12 protein-coding genes are annotated in these 18,497 nt (G+C 49.1%); 7 read left to right on the top strand and 5 right to left on the bottom strand.

The window, feature by feature from the left end:
- Nucleotides 1-78: 78 nt before the first annotated feature.
- The 3 genes from MO387_RS16195 to dsrO are packed head-to-tail and all read right to left on the bottom strand — an operon-like array spanning nt 79 to nt 5,076.
- Entirely contained in the window at nt 79-3,186 is a 3,108-nt protein-coding gene (locus tag MO387_RS16195) for a tetrathionate reductase subunit A (protein ID WP_242326414.1), read from the bottom strand.
- A gap of 35 nt (nt 3,187-3,221) precedes the next feature.
- Nucleotides 3,222-4,304: an NrfD/PsrC family molybdoenzyme membrane anchor subunit gene (gene nrfD / locus MO387_RS16190; RefSeq protein ID WP_107949258.1), complete on the bottom strand. Its 1,083-nt coding sequence runs from the start codon at nt 4,302-4,304 to the stop codon at nt 3,222-3,224.
- On the bottom strand, nt 4,294-5,076 hold the full coding sequence (dsrO, locus tag MO387_RS16185; RefSeq protein WP_107949256.1) for a sulfate reduction electron transfer complex DsrMKJOP subunit DsrO: 783 nt from the start codon (nt 5,074-5,076) through the stop codon (nt 4,294-4,296). The genes nrfD and dsrO overlap by 11 nt, the downstream gene beginning before the upstream one ends.
- A gap of 407 nt (nt 5,077-5,483) precedes the next feature.
- Here dsrO and MO387_RS16180 point away from each other — a divergent pair, with 407 nt between their 5' ends.
- The 7 genes from MO387_RS16180 to MO387_RS16150 all read left to right on the top strand — a co-directional run bounded on the left by MO387_RS16180 (nt 5,484) and on the right by MO387_RS16150 (nt 16,520).
- Entirely contained in the window at nt 5,484-7,436 is a 1,953-nt protein-coding gene (locus tag MO387_RS16180) for a PhnD/SsuA/transferrin family substrate-binding protein (RefSeq protein ID WP_107950334.1), read from the top strand.
- Complete coding sequence (locus tag MO387_RS16175) at nt 7,436-8,056, top strand: response regulator (RefSeq protein ID WP_107949254.1); 621 nt, start codon at nt 7,436-7,438, stop codon at nt 8,054-8,056. Before MO387_RS16180 ends, MO387_RS16175 begins: the two co-directional genes overlap by 1 nt.
- 360 nt (nt 8,057-8,416) lie before the next feature.
- The gene (locus MO387_RS16170; protein WP_107949252.1) at nt 8,417-12,091 is read left to right on the top strand and encodes an ATP-binding protein; all 3,675 of its coding nucleotides are present in this window, start codon (nt 8,417-8,419) and stop codon (nt 12,089-12,091) included.
- Nucleotides 12,091-12,744, top strand: coding sequence for a hypothetical protein (locus MO387_RS16165; RefSeq protein ID WP_006080105.1), 654 nt, complete (start codon nt 12,091-12,093; stop codon nt 12,742-12,744). Before MO387_RS16170 ends, MO387_RS16165 begins: the two co-directional genes overlap by 1 nt.
- Before the next feature lie 48 nt (nt 12,745-12,792).
- Nucleotides 12,793-14,013, top strand: a complete 1,221-nt coding sequence (locus tag MO387_RS16160; RefSeq protein WP_011845750.1) for a hypothetical protein — start codon at nt 12,793-12,795, stop codon at nt 14,011-14,013.
- Nucleotides 14,001-14,873: a hypothetical protein gene (locus tag MO387_RS16155; protein WP_107949250.1), complete on the top strand. Its 873-nt coding sequence runs from the start codon at nt 14,001-14,003 to the stop codon at nt 14,871-14,873. The genes MO387_RS16160 and MO387_RS16155 overlap by 13 nt, the downstream gene beginning before the upstream one ends.
- Nucleotides 14,874-15,275: 402 nt before the next feature.
- Complete coding sequence (locus MO387_RS16150; RefSeq protein ID WP_012588595.1) at nt 15,276-16,520, top strand: dicarboxylate/amino acid:cation symporter; 1,245 nt, start codon at nt 15,276-15,278, stop codon at nt 16,518-16,520.
- 93 nt (nt 16,521-16,613) lie between these two features.
- On the opposite strand, the gene MO387_RS16145 is transcribed toward MO387_RS16150, so the two are convergent.
- Nucleotides 16,614-17,084 (bottom strand): hypothetical protein, encoded by a 471-nt coding sequence (locus tag MO387_RS16145; RefSeq protein ID WP_107949248.1) that lies wholly within the window; start codon nt 17,082-17,084, stop codon nt 16,614-16,616.
- A 430-nt stretch (nt 17,085-17,514) separates the two neighbouring features.
- A complete protein-coding gene (locus MO387_RS16140; protein WP_006084177.1) occupies nt 17,515-18,009 on the bottom strand; it encodes a TIGR00645 family protein in 495 nt (164 codons plus the stop codon).
- Nucleotides 18,010-18,497 lie beyond the last annotated feature (488 nt).

The following is an 18,497-nucleotide window of genomic DNA, read 5'->3' as shown; positions in this document are numbered from 1 at the left end:
AGACTTAATCAGATTGAATTAACGCTAAAGAAAAAGCTGCCAAAGGGCAGCTTCTTAAGTGTCATCTATGCTCGGCGGTTAGCTTAGTTTTTCAATCTTAGCTGGTAGCCCTTGTCTGGCCGAAGCGCCACTTGCCCAATCCACCAGCGGGTAGCGGCCGTGGCGACTCGGATCAAACAGATTCAAGTCGTTCATATTGATGCCGACTCGGATCAGCGGATTGGCGGCGATTTTAATTTCGTCAATCACAGTGTCCCGCGCGCCGAGTTCCTTATGGCCATAACCGTGTTCGATAGCGATGCAGTCAGGGTGCACTCCGGCAACACATTCCACTAAGGCAATCACGCTGCCGTTGGGCGTGCTGATCTTGACCGTGTCACCTGTGCTGATCCCAAGTCGACTGGCGGTCTTCTCGTTCAGTCGTACTGGATTATTAGGGTGCACTTGGCGTAAACGATCCGAGCCAATACTCATAGAACTCATGGTATGGGACTTGTAACTGCTAATCAGCAAAGGCCACTGTGATTTATCAAACGCCTTATCGAGCGGCGTACCATCGGCCAAGGCGGGTTGATATAAGCGCGGACAACCACTCATAAATTCTCCTGTGAGACTGTTGCGACGACTGCCGACGTCGGGATTCCACAGCATCATAGGTTTAGGCCAGACTTTACTCGGATTCCCCGCGTCATCGCGTGCGCCGCGCATTTCTTCAAAACGGCCGCCGCGAGCCAATAAGTAACTGACTTTTTTGGCTTCATCTGGCTTGAGTCTGGCGTTGAGTTCACTTTGAATACGGCTCACACCGCTAAGATACATGTCCTCGGCACTAATATCGGCGACGGCTTTACCTAAATAGGCCACGTTGGCTGCGCCATAGAGTGAGTAATCCGCTGCGCGCGTTAACGGATGTAAGCTGCCATCGGCGGCCTTAACGGCATTTTCGCCAAAGCCGGGTAATTGCAGCTTCATCGCGACTTGGCTCAAGAAAGACTCCATGCACACCACGTCACCACTGGCCATTTTCGCGACTCTTGGCTCGACAATCGGCCAACGACCTGTGGCAACTTTGGTTAGTGTGCCTTGCCATGCCGAGGTCCAGCCCCAAGACTCGTACGTTAAGGTGTCGGGCACTATGTAATCCGACAGCGCCGAGGTTTCGTTAATAAAGCTGTCGATGCTGATAAACAGCGGTAGCACCTTAGGATCTTTCAGTTGTTCACCAATAGCTTCCCCTAAACCCGCTTGACCATAAATCGGATTACCCATGTGGTTAATCCAAGCTTTGAGTCGATAGGGATAACCGTGCACCGCCGCGGTTAAATGTTCGCCCAGCAAGGGCGATGAAATCGGAAACCAAGGCTCTTTAGCGGGATAAGGCGATTCGCCGGCTTCGACTTTACGGCGATACTCTGAGGTTTTCTCGTAGGGGAATTTAGAGCGCGATAGGAATACGCCCTTAGGTTCGACCATGCCGTCAAACTCCTGCAGATTATACCTTGGGCCTTTACCAAAGGCGGGGAAGGAACCGCCGGAGGCTAATGCGCCGCCCTTCAAATTGATGTTACCTATCATGGCGTTGAGCATCATGATTGCCCACGCGCTATAAAAACCATTAGCGCTCATTGTGCCGCCGTGGGAGATCACCGCCGCCTTAGTGCCATGGCTGGTGAATTTATCCGCGAGGGCAATAATCTGCGCTTCGCTGATATCGCACTCCTTGGCATAGTGTTCCATTTCGAAGCTGTGCGCCGCTTCGCTTAACAGTTTGAAGCTGGATTTAACCGCAATCGCCCCCTTAGGTGTGTCGACGCTTTGGTCTACTTCGAGTTTGGCTTTCTGGCTTTGGCTAGCCAAAACTACCTCGCCACTCGTTGCATCGACAACCAACTGCGAGTCCTCCTCGCCGTAGGCTTTGCCGTCGAAAGGTAAGCCAAGATCGCTGGCAAAGAGATATTGGCCATATCTTGGATGGGTGGGGTCGCTGATTATCAAGAAGCCTGCATTACTAAAGCCACGGTAACCTGATGCTTTTGCGGCATCGACATTGGGCGCACTCAAAAACTCAGCGGCATAGCGCTGGTTATCGATAATCCAGCGCAACATGCCCATGGCGAGGGCCGAGTCGGTGGCGGGGCGGATCGGCAGCCAAGTGTTGTTGCCCGCACAAGGTTGATTCGAGGTATTGGGCAGCATGGGCGACACCACCACATAACTGAAATTGCTGTTATTCACCCGCGCGTTTGCCAGTTGTCTCGCTTGGCGTTTAAAGGGATTGCCCGATTGCTGCGGCGAGGTGCCGATAAAGAGTAAAAATTCGCTATGGTCCCAATCGGGTTTCAAGTGGGCATATTTTTTCAAATCATCCAATAAGGCTCCGGCGCCAGCGCGGTAGGTAAACCCGCAATAAGCACCGTGGTTGGCAAAGTTTCGCGTGCCAAAGCTGTTGAAGGTAAAACGTTTGATAATGGCATCGCGGCCTTCATCGGAGGCGTTCGAGACCAGTAACTGATTAGCCTTAGGGCCGTATTCTGGATTATTGGCATCGAGCGGCGTGGCGATATCTCGAATCGTCCTTAAGCCTTCAACTTGGCCTTCACCAAATAAATCACCGCCTTCGACGACTTCATTCAGCAACTGCTCAAAGCTAATGCTCTGCCATTGGCCACTGCCGCGCTTACCCACGCGCTTAAGACATTGGGTAACACGATGCGGGCTATCCAATTGTTCTAGCATGGCATTACCACGAGCGCAGGCGGTGGAACGTCCTTGTAGACCTTGTTCTTGAAAGGCGCTTAGCCCGACAAATGCAGTTTTGATTGGCGTATCGAAATCGATATGTTCGCGCGATGACAGTGGGTGATAGGGATTGCCGCTGATGCGGATGATCTTATCGGTTTTTTGATCGATACGAGCGCGTACGCCGCATTTGGTCCAGCAACCTAAGCACATAGTATTGGCGACGCGTTGATCGTCATTGCTGATCAGCTGACCTGAATGTAAATCGACTTTATATTCAGGTGCTAAAGAATTGCCATGCAGCGGATCTTGGGTCGGTTTGCCTGAAGTGCCATTGACGACACCTTTACCTATTTGCGCTAATGTATGGCTATAACCCGCGGCAAATAATCCCACACCACCCGTGACAGCGGCCCCTTTGATAAAACGACGTTTACTCTTATCCATGATGGACTCCTTAATTCTGTAAACTAATTGGGTGCTCAGCGAGCAAGCTTTGCTGTAGGCGTGTGGCGAATCAGTTCGGAGACCAGCGCCATTAATGCCAGCCAGAGACCGAAGGTGCCGGCTATGCCTAATAGTCCTTCGGGTCCCCAAGGCAGTTGATAGAGGTAAGTCCCTGCGCCGTATTTAGGATCGGTTTGCGCCTGGATTAACACTATCCAGCGAAATCCCCACGCGAGATGAATGGCCGTGAGGCTGACGATTAGCATTGCCACATTGGGTAAGTGACGAATGGCGAGCATCAGTGCCAGCACGGCGAGCGTGACTAGCACCCAAATCGCGGCCAGTTGCCAACTTGGACTGGTTTCAAGCAATAACGCGGCTTCAGGGGCCGAGCCCTTATCGAATAATGCCCAGCCGATAAGGCACAGGGCGAACAGACCAAAGCTGGCCCTTACCCAGAGTAATAGCTTGTCTTGGGTACTTTGTTGGTAGCCTTTTAATAATCGATTCAATACCGCCAAAGTGCCGCAGGCGGCAAGCAGGGCGCTCATCGCCATTAAAGGTGGCAGCCAATAGGTATGCCACAGTGGCCGCGCCTTAATGGCCATGGTTTCCATGCCAGTGTAGAGGGCGATACTGCAGGCACTCAGGGCTGTGATCAGTGCGATCGGCTTGATGAATTTGTCACTGTTCCAATCACCGAATCTCAGTAATTGGCCTATTTTACTCACCCAATCTGAGTCAGGGTTCGTGGTGCGCTTAGGCAAATATTGGCGCAGTAACAGCCAAGCAAATAGCGCGCTGCTGCCCGAAAATACCGGCAGTAAAAAGGCGCCATACCACATCCAAGAATCAGGGCGAACTTGCGCATAAAAATGCCAAGCCCGCAGCGGTTGGTGTAAATCGGCGAGTAAGGCGATAGGAGCGACTATGCCTGCGGTTAACATTAGACAGGCGCAGAGCTTCAGCAATCTGTCATCGGGTTTAGCATTGCTAAACAAGTGTATTGCCGCCACCCACACACTGGCATAGGCCAGACCCATCATAAAAAAGTATTGCACCGCCCAAGGTAGCCAAGTAATGGCGATATCTGGGGTAAAGATTTCTTTAATGACCATGGTGGATCTCCTCGCCAGTATCGGTAAGTAAGGTTCTTACGGGGGCTTGGCCGCTGATCTTGTGCTCAAAAGCACTGCTCATGCCGATGTAGAACACCCGTGGCGCAGTGTTGGCCGTGGGTTTGAGCACCTTGATATCGGTTTTATTGGTGGCGAGCAGTTGGCTTATCTGACTGTGGGGATCGTTAAGATCGCCAATCACACGGGCTTCTCCCACGCAGGTTTCGACACAGGCGGGCAGTAATCCTGCATCTAGCCTATGGGCGCAGAAGGTACATTTGTCGGCGGTATTGGTATCGTGGTTGATAAAGCGGGCATCGTAGGGACAGGCTTGCACGCAATAGCCACAGCCAACGCACCATTCATTATTGACGACCACTATGCCGTCCTTGCGCTGGAAGGTCGCGCCCGTAGGACAAACGGGAATACAGGGCGGGTTTTCGCAGTGATTACAAAGCCTTGGCAACATCAAAAAGGCGGGTGGGGTGGTATCTTCCTGCTGCGAGACTTCATACTGCTGCACTGTGGTGCGAAATTGCCCGAGGGGCGGTTGATTCTCGATAGTGCAAGCGACGGTACAGGCTTGGCAGCCCACACAGCGGCGCAAGTCAATTACCATACCGTAACGTTTACCCACTTGGCCTTCGCTGGCACTGTGCACTTGAGTGCCGCGTTGATTATCCTGCGCATACACTTGCACCACAGGGATCAGTGCGGCGCCAACACTGACGCTGGCCATTTTGCCGAGAAACTGACGTTTACTCTTGTCCATACAGATTTCCTTCACTCTTGCAGATGGCTAATAAACTGGCTCATAGACCTAGAGTTAAGGTTTATGGCGAGGTTTACAGGCATTCTGTAAAAGGCGAGGCGGCATAACTATAGTGGTTTTCCACATATCGGGTGTGGATTTGATCTAGCGCAACAAATATCCGTTAGAATAGCCTTCAAAATGATAGGGTTTTATTTTTACGGCTTTTAAACTTAAGTTTGGCCCGCTTTCAATTTGAATTGGATCTGCTTTTAACTGGATTTGAGCTTGAGTTGAGCTTGAGTTGAATTTGAGTGATTGGGGATAAAGGATTGCACTTCACGTTATTTAGGATGATGAAAACAGTGTTTAGCTCAGGGATGTCACTCAAGTGGCCGTTATCAATTCAAGCTTCAATCGAGCCTAAGATGACACAGCGAACGATTTTAAGGATGTCACTTAGGACTAAGGTGTTCATCACGTTATTAGCGTGCTTGTTCGCTTCGGCAAACGTGTTTGCCGTAGAGCCGCAGAATCAAAGTGCGCCTTCGGATGTAATGGACGCTGAGGTTGTTGCGCCAGTCTCTACCGAAGAACCTGGTTATCAAGTGGTCGATGTGGGCGTGTTAGCCATCCGCGGTTATAAGGCGACGATTAACCGCTGGCAGCCGTTAATGGGTTGGCTCGAAACCCAAATTCCCAACAGTTACTTTAGGTTACATCCTCTCTCCCTTGATGAGTTAGCCAAGGGCGTTGAAACCCAAGGGCTCGATTTTGTGATCACTAACCCCGGGCAATCCGTGTTGCTGGCGCGGCAATATTCTCTCACTTGGTTGGCGACCCTGCGCAGCCCGTTAAATAAGGGCGCGGCGATGCAAGTGGGTTCGGCGCTGGTGGTGCGCGCCGATTCACCCTATCAGACTTTAACTGATCTTAAGGGGCGTCGACTCGGGATAGTGTCGAAAAATGCCTTCGGCGGTTACTTGACCTTAGTGTACGAAGCGCAGCTAAAGGGCATAGATTTGCCTCGCTTTGTGGGTGAGATTATTCCGCTGGGGTTCCCGCTAGATAATTTGTTGTATCAGTTAGATGATCAAAAAAGTGGTAATGATGCGGCGAAAGACAATCGGCTGGATGCGGCTGTGGTGCCTGTGTGTCAGCTTGAGCAGATGCAGGCAGAAGGGCTGATTAATATCGGCCATTATCGGGTGCTCGATAACCAAACTCCGGTGGGATTTCATTGCCAAGTCTCGACTCGTCTCTATCCCAACTGGTCCATGGCGAAGACCAATCGCGCCTCGCAATCTCTAGCTAAAAGCGTGACCCAAGCGCTGCTGGCACTGCCCGAAGATCACCTCGCCGCTAAGACGGCCGATTCTGCGGGTTGGACCACGGCCGTGAGTCAGTTGGCGATCGATCAGTTACTTAAAGATCTCGACATGCATCCCTTGCAAACACCTTGGTGGCAAAGGGCGTGGCAGTGGGTCAAGTTACATCAACAATGGGCTTGGTTTGTGCTGGCGATTCTGGTGCTGCTCAATGCGTACCATTTCTGGTTGGAGTATCGCTTTAGTCGTCGCGGCCGCGAGTTGATAAACACTCAGCGTCAGCTCAATGAAAACCGTGCGTTACTGGAACATGCCCAGCGTATCGCGATTGCTGGCGAGCTTGGCGCGAGTCTCTCCCACGAACTTAATCAACCTTTGGCGGCGATTGGCCATTATTGCCATGGCGCCGAAGTGCGATTACAACGGGGGACTAGCCCTGAGGAACTGCAATCGGTATTGACGCTTATCCAGCAGGAAGTCACGCGAGCCGACAGCATTATCAGCCGCTTACGCAACCTGTTGAAGAAACGGCCTGTATCGAAACAACCTTTGTATTTGCATGAGCTGGTCAATGAGACTGTGCCGCTGCTCGCCTATGAGTTTGAACAACATCAAATCAATCTTGCCGTGAATGTGAGCGGCGAGCCCTATTTACAGTCCCTCGATGAAGTCGGCATGCAGCAGTTGTTGCTTAACCTGCTGAAAAACGCCGCCGATGCCTGTGTTCAGCGGTTAGAGCTTGAATCCAGTGGTACCGAACAGATCATCACGCAAAAGCCATACACGCCGACGATCGATATCGATCTTCGCTACCAAGAACGCATACTCTTGCTGACAGTCACGGATAATGGCACGGGTTTAACCGAAGCCGCCAGCCTGCTGATGCAAGCCTTTTATTCCACTAAATCAGAGGGATTAGGTTTAGGCTTAGTGATTTGCCGCGATATTGCCGAGAGCCATGGCGGGACGTTTAGCCTAGAAAGCGCAATGGGTGGCGGTTGCCAAGCGCAGGTGGCTATACCGCGTAAATCTGCCCCCAATGGAGCACAATAATGAGTCTTGCGTTACCTGTGTATTTAATCGATGACGATGACTCAGTGCGTCGTTCTTTGCGTTTTATGCTCGAAAGTTATGGCCTCAAGATCACCGACTTTGATAGTGCCGAAGCCTTTTTTACTACCGTGGACTTAACCCTGCCGGGTTGTGCGCTGGTCGATGTGCGTATGCCGGGCTTGAGCGGCCCACAGTTGCATCTTGAATTCGTCGCCAAAAACAGTCCGTTAGCTGTGATTTATCTCACCGGCCATGGCGATGTGCCTATGGCAGTAGAAGCGCTCAAACTCGGTGCGGTGGATTTTTTCCAAAAGCCCGCCGATGGCGCTAAGTTAGCCGAAGCGGTCGTCAAAGCACTGGAACATACCAAGGCACATCATCAAGACAATCAGTATCTTGAGACGTATCAAGCGCTCACGCCAAGGGAGCGGGAGATACTCAACCTGATTGCCCTAGGGCTGAAGAACCAAGAGATTGCCGATAGCCTCTGTATTGCCATGCGTACGGTCGAGATCCACCGCGCCAATTTGATGAAAGGCATGCAAGTGGGATCGCTGGCGGAAATGATGCTGATTTATAGCCGGATCGCTGATCGCCTGCGCCTTGAAGATAACCGCTAAAATTTACCTTTTACTGCGCTAATTGCCGCTTTGTTAGCCGCCTATTTTTGCTAAGTTGTCGTATCATTGGCGGTTAGTATTGGCTTTGCTAGTAGCTTAGTTCTGGGCGTAAAGAAGAGCTTAGTTCTGGGCCCAATTCTGGGCGTAAAGATTGTGAGCCATGGCATTCGTGCAGCGCCGCTTAATTGCCAATACACCGCGATTGCCTTATTTTAGGGGCACTATTTTTAGGTCATGATTTTAAAATCACTTTTTACAGTGCTTTTTTAAGGTCTGTGGCCCTCTTGGATTGTTTTCTCTTCATCCTGTAGAAGGCTTCTGCAGCTTAGATAAGACGCTCCCGTTTGCATAAGGAATGAAATGGCAAGCTTGATTCGTATTGTGCTGATTGATACGCACCTTCCGGGCGTTGTGGAACTCGCCCTCAATGGCCATACCAACATTTGTGGTACTAACGCCTCGGGTAAGACGACATTACAACGTCTAGTCCCTGTTTTTTATGGCGAATACCCAAGCCGCGTGGTGCCTTCGACCCGCGACAGTTTCGAGCGTTGGTACTTGCCACACGATTCAAGCTACATCATTTACGAATATCAAAAGGCCGATGGCTTACTGTACCAAGCCGTACTGGCTTCGGCGGGCGATGGCAAGGGCGTTAACTATCGCTTTATCGCCAAAGGTTTTGAGCTAAGCGATTATATTAAATCGCAAAATGGTGACACTATTCTGTGCCTTTCGATGAAGGAGTTAGGTATTAAGATGAAGCGCGAGGGAATCGGTGCTTCGAACTTGCTCAATACCCGCGAATATCGCGCCATTATCCAAAACGATCGCACCCTATTAAGCACGGGTAGCAACCGCAGCGAACTGCGCGGCTATGCCCGTCAATTTGCCCTGTGTGAGGGCGAGCATTCCCTGCGCCACATCGAAAAACTCGCCAAAGCGGTGCACTCCAAAGAAGGCAAGATGGAGACGGTCAAATCCATGATCGCCGCCATTTTAGAGGAAGACGGAGTTAATCCGCCCAGCTCACGCTTAAATCCACAGCGCGTTGAGGCGTGGATCCGTGAAAGCCAACTGATCCAAGGGTTTGAAGTCATTCGCCCTGAGTTTGAAAAACTCGAACAAGAATTTAACCAACTGCTCAGCGCCGAACTGCGCTTATCAAGCTTGTCCCGTGGTTATCGCAACGATGAAACCTTAGAAGCCGATCGCCAAGATATTCAGCAAACCTTATCTAAAGAGCTGAATTTAAAACTCAGATTGCTCGATGATGAATGGAAAGAGCAGCGCGATGAGCTCAACCTCGATTTATCGGCTGCCAAGGGCGATGTAGCCAAGTGCGAGTATGAACTCGATGCCATTGAAGATCAGCACAGCGCCTTTTTAGATGCCAACATAGAGCAAGCTAAGGCCGATCTTGAGATGCTGCCGAATTGGCGCACCGATGTTGAAAACTTAAGTGAACGCCATAAGCTGCAAACCGAGAAGCACCAAGATATCGAGGCGGCCTACAATGCCCGTCGCAGTAAGATTGGTGAGCAGTTAAACCGCGAGCTAGAAGGTTTGCATGCCGACCAAGACAAGCAGCGCGAAGCCCGCGATAAGCAACGCGAAGTGGCGCGCACCGATATCGACGCCTTAGAGCTGCAATGGCGCAACCAAATGGATGCGGGCAAGGCCAGCTTTAGCGAGCAGGAATACCAATTCAAACTCACTGCCGCCGAGCTTAAATTACGTGTCGATGGTGTGACTTACACCGAAGAAGAAAAGCTGAGTCTCGCGATTTTCGACGAACGTATTCACCGCGCCGATGAAGAACAAGAAAGCTGCAATGCCAAGGTCGAGCGCTTAAGCAGCGATGAACGCAAGCTCAGAGCCAAACGTGACCAAGCCAACGAAGCCTTGCGTATCGCCACCTTAAGGGTGAACGAGCGTCAAACTGCGCTGGATGAACTGCACCACATGCTGTTCCCGCAATCCCACACCCTATTGGAGTTTCTGCGTAAGGAAGCCCAAGGTTGGGAGCAAAGTTTAGGTAAAGTGATCGCGCCTGAACTACTGCATCGCACTGATTTACATCCCAGTTTAGTAAGTGAGTCGAGCGAAGCTTTCTTTGGTGTGCATTTAGATCTTAAGGCGATCGATGTGCCTGAATATGCCGCCTCCGAGCAAGAGCTGCGGATTCGGTTAAGTAAAGCCGAAGAAGCCCACACTAGCGCCCAAGAAATGCAGGCCGAGGCCGAATCTCAGCTAGTGGCGATTAATGGCGAGTTGGATAATCTCAGCCGTGAACTCACTTTTGCCCGCACAGCGTATAAAAATAGCCGTGACGATCTGCGTCGTCTGTTCGATGAAAAGCGCAGTGAGCAAGATAAAATCAACAAAGCATTGAGCGATCGCAAAGCCCATGCTGGACAAAGATTGACTCAGCTGGATGGCGAGCTGAAACAGCTTAAACATCAGCACGAACTCTGGCTCGAAGAGCAAAAAGAGCAAGCGCTCGAAGCGCGCATGGAAAAACAAGCCTATTGGCAGGAAGTGATCGGCGCGCTCGACAATCAACTCGGCCAAATTAAAGCGACCATTGAAGGCCGCCGCGAAAGTGCCAAAATTGAGCAGAAAGCCTGCGAGACTTGGTACAAAAACGAGCTTAAATCCCGCGGTGTGGATGAGGATAATATCCTCAAACTCAAGCAGCAGATCCGCGAATTAGAAACCAAAATTAGCCGCGCTGAGCAGCGTCGTAGTGACGTACTGCGTTTCGATGATTGGTATCAACACACTTGGCTGATGCGCAAACCTAAACTGCAAACTCAGCTTAGCGATGTGAAGCGCGCGGTATCGGAAATCGATCAACAGCTTAAGGCCAAAACTCAAGATGTTAAAGCTCGCCGTCAACAACTCGAAACCGAACGTAAAGCGTCCGATGCGGCGCAGGTTGAAGCCTCCGAAAACTTAACGAAGTTACGTGCAGTAATGCGTAAACTCGCCGAGCTTAAGTTGCCGACCAATAACGAAGAAGCCCAAGGTAGCCTAGGCGAGCGTCTGCGCCAAGGTGAAGATTTGCTGCTGAAACGCGATTACCTAATGGGTTCGGTGAAGCAATATGTGGAGCATTTCGACTCAGTGATCGCCAGCAAGTCAGGTTCAGGCCTTGCCGAAACATGGGAGCGTGCCCGCGAAGAATCGAGCTTTATCAACGACAAAGGCATTCGTCTGCTGGATTACCGCAAGTTAGTGCCACAGCTTGAGCAATTGCTGAACGTGATAGTGCCGCAATCGATTACTGCGCTGCGTGAGCAAGGACGAATTTTCGGCGTCGACTTAACTGCCTTCTATGATGTATTAGCCGATATCGACCGCCGCATCGCATCCCAAAGTGCGCGTATTACCCGCGAAGTGGGTGAAGAGTTATTCCTTGAGGGCGTGTCTGAATCGGCGGTACGTATTCGTTCGCGCATCAGCGAGTTAGAGTTCTGGCCTGAGCTTGAACAGTTCGTCAAAGCCTTTAAACATTGGAAAGCCGATGGCTTTAATGGCTTGCCCGATGAGGATTACACCAACAGCATGCGCCGCGCCTTAGACATTATCGGCCGCGCCGCGTTAACGGGGGGCATCTCTAAGTTGCTGGAAATCGAGCTGCGCCTTAAAGAAGGTAACAGCGATTTGATTATCCGCACCGACAGACAGCTTAACGAATCCTCAAGCCACGGCATGGCGTATCTGATTTTGTGTAAGTTCCTGTTGGCATTCACACGTTTGCTGCGTGGCCGCGCCGATGTGACCATTCACTGGCCAATTGATGAGCTGGGCACTTTGCACCATACCAACGTGAAGAAGATTTTCGACGCCTGCGAAAACAACAACATTTGTGTGCTGGGCGCCTTCCCGAACCCAGAGTCTGAGGTGCTGAACTTGTTCGCCAATCGTTACATTATCAACAAACAAACCAAGAAGTTGCAGGTGGTTAAGCCAAAGGTGAACCCAATTGCCGACATGTTGAATAAGCGTTTGTCGAAGGAGGCCATCTAATGAGCGATGCTACTCAAACCGTATTAGTCGGTACTGGCGCTTTAATTGAACTGTTACTCAAGGGCGAGTTTATTTGCCGCACCACCAATGAAGAAGGCTGGCGCGCCCTTAAAAATAGCAGCACCCGCGAGCGGGTCGAAGCCTATTTAAACCAGATCAACCGTACTGTGGCGTCCGCCGCCGAAGGCGATGTGTTCTTCTGCGGTTATTTGCAGCTCGGCGATAGCGAACGCAAAGTGATTTCATCGCAGTTTAAAGATATCTGTCAGGCACTTATCCCGCTGGTGGAATGGCTGGTATTAGTGCAAGAGGCCAGTGGCCAAGATGCGCCGCTGAGCGAAGGCGCGCCCGTGCGTTTAACTGAGCTGCAAAGCCGCATCGAAGACACGCCGGCGTTTCGTGAGCAGTTAGCCAAACTCAGCCAATATCGTTTATTTGGCTCGACCAGTACCAACAGCGATGCGCAAATCAAGTTAGTCTTCAAACGCTTAGTCGAACTCGGCTATTTAGTTCGCCCCAATGCGGAGAAGCAAATCTATATCGCCACGGGCAAGCTGGATTATTTGTATGAAGTCATTCGGTTTATCGACGAAACCGAAGGCCTAAGCCTAGAAGCGCAGGCAGAAACGGCGACTCAGCGGGACTTAATCTAATGTTGGCACGATTAAACCTAGGTAAAAGCTGCGACCAAGGAGGCCGTGATGAGCAGTAACTTACATCAGGCGGGGGTTAAGCTGCTCAAGCAGTTAGGTCGCCATGCTGACATCATTATGGACGCCTATTTAGCAGGTTCCTTAAACGAGGATGCCCACGATCCAAGCGTGGTTGAAAAGCTCAAACAGGCCGGCATTTTGTGGCGGCCAGAGCCAGATCAGGAACTGCGGCTTAAGCGTTCTGTTCGCGCCTTGCTCGAAGAAGGCTTAAGTGACGAGCGTAATCGCCAAATAGACTCTAACGTTGGTTCGGCTCTCGCGACCATTAAAACCTTGGCCGACCATTACAAAGAAGCTCGTCACAGCTCAGATTACAGCGCTGCCGAAGCCTATTTGTCGGATTTGAGTGAGCATGTTTATAGCTTTGCCGACAGTCTGCGTTATTCGATTCGTGTGCTCTGGGGCCGGATCAACAACGAGTTCGGTTATGTCGGTACAATCAACGCTAAGATCCGCGAAAATGAATTAGCTCAAAGCCAAGTATCTGAATTGCTTAATGGCTTAGAGATGTTCCAGTTTAGTGAGCTTGGCGAAATCGCCGGCGATATCCGAGAGCTGCGCAAACTCTTAGTGACGACTTTGCAAGAAACCATGAGCGACTGCGCCCAGGAACTGAGCGTAGTGCAGGGGCGTTTACTCGAACTCTTAGGCCGCTTCAGACAAATCCGTGGCCGTACCCGTTTGCTTAAGGGCTGGTTACTCTACACTGACTTGCATCCAGATTATCGGCCTGCGGACCATGTATCCCACAAGGAAATCCCGAGCCTATTCAATCGCGCCGAAATCTTGCTCGCACCTGCTGCGGTAGATGTGCACAACGCCAGTCAAGAACTGGAGTTGATGGGCATAGTCGCGCACATTAAAGCTATTAGTCGTCATCCCGTGATTGAAGCGGTGCGTGAGCGAGATGCGTCCGTGTCACTCACCCAAAGTGAAGACTTCGATGTGCCGGATAATCCACTCAAACAAGCGGTGGATGAGTATTTCGTCGATGTAATTGAGTCTGGCCTGCGCCAATCTGCGCTGGAATATTTGGTGGATAAGGCATTGCCTTGGGAAGCTGAGAGCTGGATTTATCAAGTCATTGGCGGCTATGAAGGCCTACCCGATGAACATAAAGCTTACTTTGAACTTGAGCCATTAGGTGAACCACATCCTATCTATAGCGGTAACTTTATCATTCGCGATGTTGAGTTATGGCTCGCCTAGGTCAGCAACAACTGCAGCTGTTGGAGAAGGCTTTTATTAAGCGTTCTCCAAAGGTTAAGCTCACGGCTAACTGGCGCGCGATTTACCGCGAGTTAGAAGTGGGTGAGTTAGACGAGTCTGAAAAGTATTTGTGCTTCGCGCCCAAAGACTTTGATCTGTTAAGGCAAGGCGTATTGGCGCTAATGGGACTTGATCTCAGGGATCTGGATTTCAATGTCGATCGCATGGCGATGTCCGCCAAAAGTCATAATGAGAAGCTCGCTAAGATCCGCCCAGAAGCCGAGTATGTGTTACTCAAGTTTCTGGGCTTTCAATCGCCACCTGTTGCAATATCCGCTTTATCCTCGCTGCGTATTCCTTTGGATGAAGCACAAAAGCATTGCCGTGAACTTCATGTTGCAGCCATCTTAGTGGTTGAAAACTTGGATGTGTTTGATGTTATCCATCAAGCGCGTTTACCTGAGGATCTAACGAACCTCATGGTTATTTACCGCGGTAGCGGTCATCATTCACCGATTGGTGTGCGGCATTTTTTGCAAGCTATGGCAGGCGAGCTGCCGATTATCGCCTTTACCGACTTAGATCCCGCAGGGCTGCAAATCGCCCATACCTTAATGGGGGTGACCCATTGCCTTGTGCCGCAACTTGCGCTGACGGCTGCTGCCGAGTTGTTGGCCATTGGGCAAATTAATTCAACCTATGATTTCGACAAGCAAGCGAAACAGACCAAATATCTTCAGCATGCCGATTTAAAGCGTTGGCAAGAATTAGCTTTTTGGTTAACTCAACACAGTATTAGCATCAAACAGCAACACCTGCTAGCTCACGGGCTTGAACTAGTGTTAGTGCTATATATTTAGCCATCACGCATTCCATCTCTCTGCGTTAGTGCAATTACCTAGTTTTAAATTCTTTTATAAGTTGAATTTTAGTCATTAAGACTGAGGTTGATTTTCTAATTGTTTTTAATATGTTTTCATTGTGATTTATTGGTTTTCATTCTGTTTAAATATGCGGTTTTAAATAAGTCTTTAGTCTGTTCATTGATTGAGCATAATTATTATTTGTCATTTAAAATCAATTTATTACTAATTTTCCGTGATGCGGTTAGCTTAATTTAAGATGAAAAAGTGAAATTTATTCATTGAATTAACGGCTAGCATGTTTCACTATCCCCTGCCTAAGCCAAAAATGGATTGGCAATTGTGCTCATCATGGAAGATGAATAACAAAAAAACTACATTTCTGGGGAAACCACAAGCATGATGAAATCACTTTCGACGCGGATCTTTATAGGTCTGTTTGCGGGTCTTATTTTCGGCACAATAGTGCAGTACTTCTTAAACGATATCGGCTTCTTCTCGGACAATTTGGTTGAGCTTGCCGGCGGCGTTGGCACTATGTTCGTCAATATGATCATGATGCTAGTCGTGCCATTAGTGTTTGTGAGTATTGTTTGTGGTGTCTGTGAGCTGCAAGATCTAAAAAGTTTTGGCCGTTTAGGCGGTAAGACCTTTGGTTTTTACATCATCAATACCTTTGTCGCGATCGCGACGGCATTATTAGTCGTGCTGTTACTCGACCCTGGTAAAGGCGTCGATATGAGCAGCACAGACGGCGTGGCCATTACTGCTACTGAGCTGCCAAGTTTGATGGCACTGGTGATCGACATAGTCCCACGTAACCCTGTGGCGGCCTTTATGTCGGGCAATATGCTGCAAGTGATCTTTATGGCTTTAATGCTTGGCGGCGTGATTAAGTCACTCGGTGAGCATGTCGCTGGCGCTGTGCAAGGTTTTCAAACCGCGAATAAAATCATGATGAAGCTGATTTCTGTGGTGATGAGCCTAGCGCCCTACGGTGTATTTGCCTTGATGTTCAAGCTCGGCGCGACCTTAGATGCTGGCGTGTTTATGAGCGTAGTTGAGTACATGGTGCTGATCCTCGCGCTGCTACTGCTGTGGATTTTTGTGGTTTACCCAATGGCGGTGGGCATATTTACCCCAATTTCGGCCAAAACCTTCCGCGAGAAGACCCAAGAGCAAGTGTTGTTTTCACTGTCGACCGCAAGCTCGAATGCGACGATTCCTGTGACTATGCGTACCTTAACCGAAAAGTTAGGTGTGAATCGCGCGGTAGCAGGCTTTGGGGTGCCGCTCGGCGCGACCATGAACATGGGCGGCGTGGCGATTTACATCACTATCGCGATTTTCTTTGTCGCTAACGCCTTTGGTATGCCAATCACCTCTGATCAATTGCCTTCGCTGCTATTTAGCATCTTCCTGCTCTCTGTAGGTGCCGGCGGTGTGCCCGGCGGCGGCATGGTGATGATAGGCGTGTTAATCCATCAAATGGGTTTACCGATAGAAGCCTTCGCCATTGTCGCGGCGTTAGATCGCATTATCGATATGGTGCTGACCTCTTGTAACGTGGTAGGTGATGCTGCGGTATTGACCATAGTGGACCAAACCGAGAAAGTGCATCAGGTTGAACTAGCGAAGAGCTAATTTGGACGTTAAGTCATATGCTATAAATGCAAAAAGCCACTGTCATCAGTGGCTTTTTGTTTTTACGATTTGATTAAATGCTGATTGAGGTGACTACTTGGCACAATCTTGTTTCAGTCTGACCACTGCATCGGCAAAGCCTACGGCAACTAGGTCTGCACTAGTGTATTTGCTAGAGCGAAAAGATACTGCTTCAAGATGTATTTGTTGAGCCTGCAGTTCACCTAAACTTGCCCATAGATCTGGGTTGGCAGCGCTCCCACTACTAAAATTCATCAGTGAGCCAGTACCATGCAATTTCAGCTTAGTCTGTTCGCCACTGGTAATGATGAGTACGCTAGGATCACCATTAAATGCAAAGGACTCCGACATAGTGACATTAATGCTAGGTTGCAGATCGCCAACGGAGCAGGCCAAGGTTAATTTGAGATTTTTATCGATAAAATCGATGCTATGACTCTTCAGTGGTATTCCTTCTGAGTTTAGAGTTGAGGCCAAATCTTCCTTGGCATGGGCGTAGCCAATATGGCTGACGAGCATGAGAGCCAGTAACTGTGTTTTCACTTTACTACCTTGCGATTACAGGGATGGTTATTTACGGATAGATGCATTAGTGACAAGTTTGTCAAAAAGGTGGCGATTATAGATTTTTTTGACGCCTTTGGGTAAGTATTTTTAATGGATTTAAACCGTATGACTGATATCTAAATATTTAATGCAACAAGTTGAAAAATAGATATTACAAATCGCTGCATTAAGATTTAAATGAGTGCAGATTAATGAGTCAACAAGGTGAAATTAAGTTGATGTGTGTGGAATAACTAGTGTTAGTGGATTGCTTTAATTTTTTGGGTTTTGTCATTAAAAATGCCACTCAAAAGAGTGGCATTGTAATTTAGCAGAAGCGAATAAACTTTATATTTGCCTAGGTTTTACTTTTAAACTTTCCACAGTGTTAAAACCGTTAACGCTTAACTTATTCAGCGTGAAGCGACTACTTACCAGCGCGAGTCATTTTATCTAAATAGCCCATGGCAAAGGCTGACAACACGAAGGTGATGTGGATTAACAGATACCACATGATTTTGTCGTTATCGATATTCTTCACATCCATAAAGATTTTTAGTAGATGAATGGATGAAATCGCCACAATAGAAGCGGCGACTTTGTTTTTCAGTGAGCCAGAATCCAGTTTGCCAAGCCAGCTTAGCTTCTCACTGTCTTCGCCCACATCTAACTGTGAAACGAAGTTTTCATAGCCAGAAAACATCACCATCACGATTAGGCCACCCACTAGGGTGATATCAATCAGCGATAGGGTGACCAGCACCAGATCGACTTCGGTTATCTCAAAAATAATCGGTAGAATATGGAAGATCTCTTGGAAGAATTTAATGCCTAAACCGATTAGGACTAGGCTTAATCCCAAGTAAATCGGCGCCATAATCCAGCGAGATGCATACATCAATTTTTCAAATATTTGTTCCATATTCCATTTAACCCTTAATCTAAAAATGCGGTAAAAAATCGAGTTGCCAATGACTAAAACAGTAACATAGCGCATTTTAGGCGCGCGATAGCCCTAGGGTAAAGCGTGAGTTATATGCTGTTATTGTGTTTTCGTCACCATTGTAGTCATCTAAACCCTATTGTGGGTATTAGCTGCGCTACAGTGATTAACTTACTTATGCCTTTGATATGTTTGATTGTCGCTTTTTTCAAGCTGATACCAAAGTAAATTCAGCAACAGGGGGCCACGTTTTTACACTTTCTAGGACTTTGCTGAAAGAGGTGACATTTGTCATCGTCTATTGCTGACAACACACACTGCCGTGTTGGATTATTAGCGTAGTGTAGTGGTCAAGTAAAATTGGCCACGGTTTTAGAGTCATTCCAATATAAACGTTCTGACTCATTTGGCGTTAACCCACCATTATATTGATGGGGTCTGGTCTCACTGTAATATCCAGTGATGTA

It is taken from the genome of Shewanella sp. N2AIL, from assembly GCF_022690845.1.
GTDB lineage: Bacteria > Pseudomonadota > Gammaproteobacteria > Enterobacterales > Shewanellaceae > Shewanella > Shewanella baltica.
This window is presented reverse-complemented; position numbering and strand designations above follow the sequence as displayed.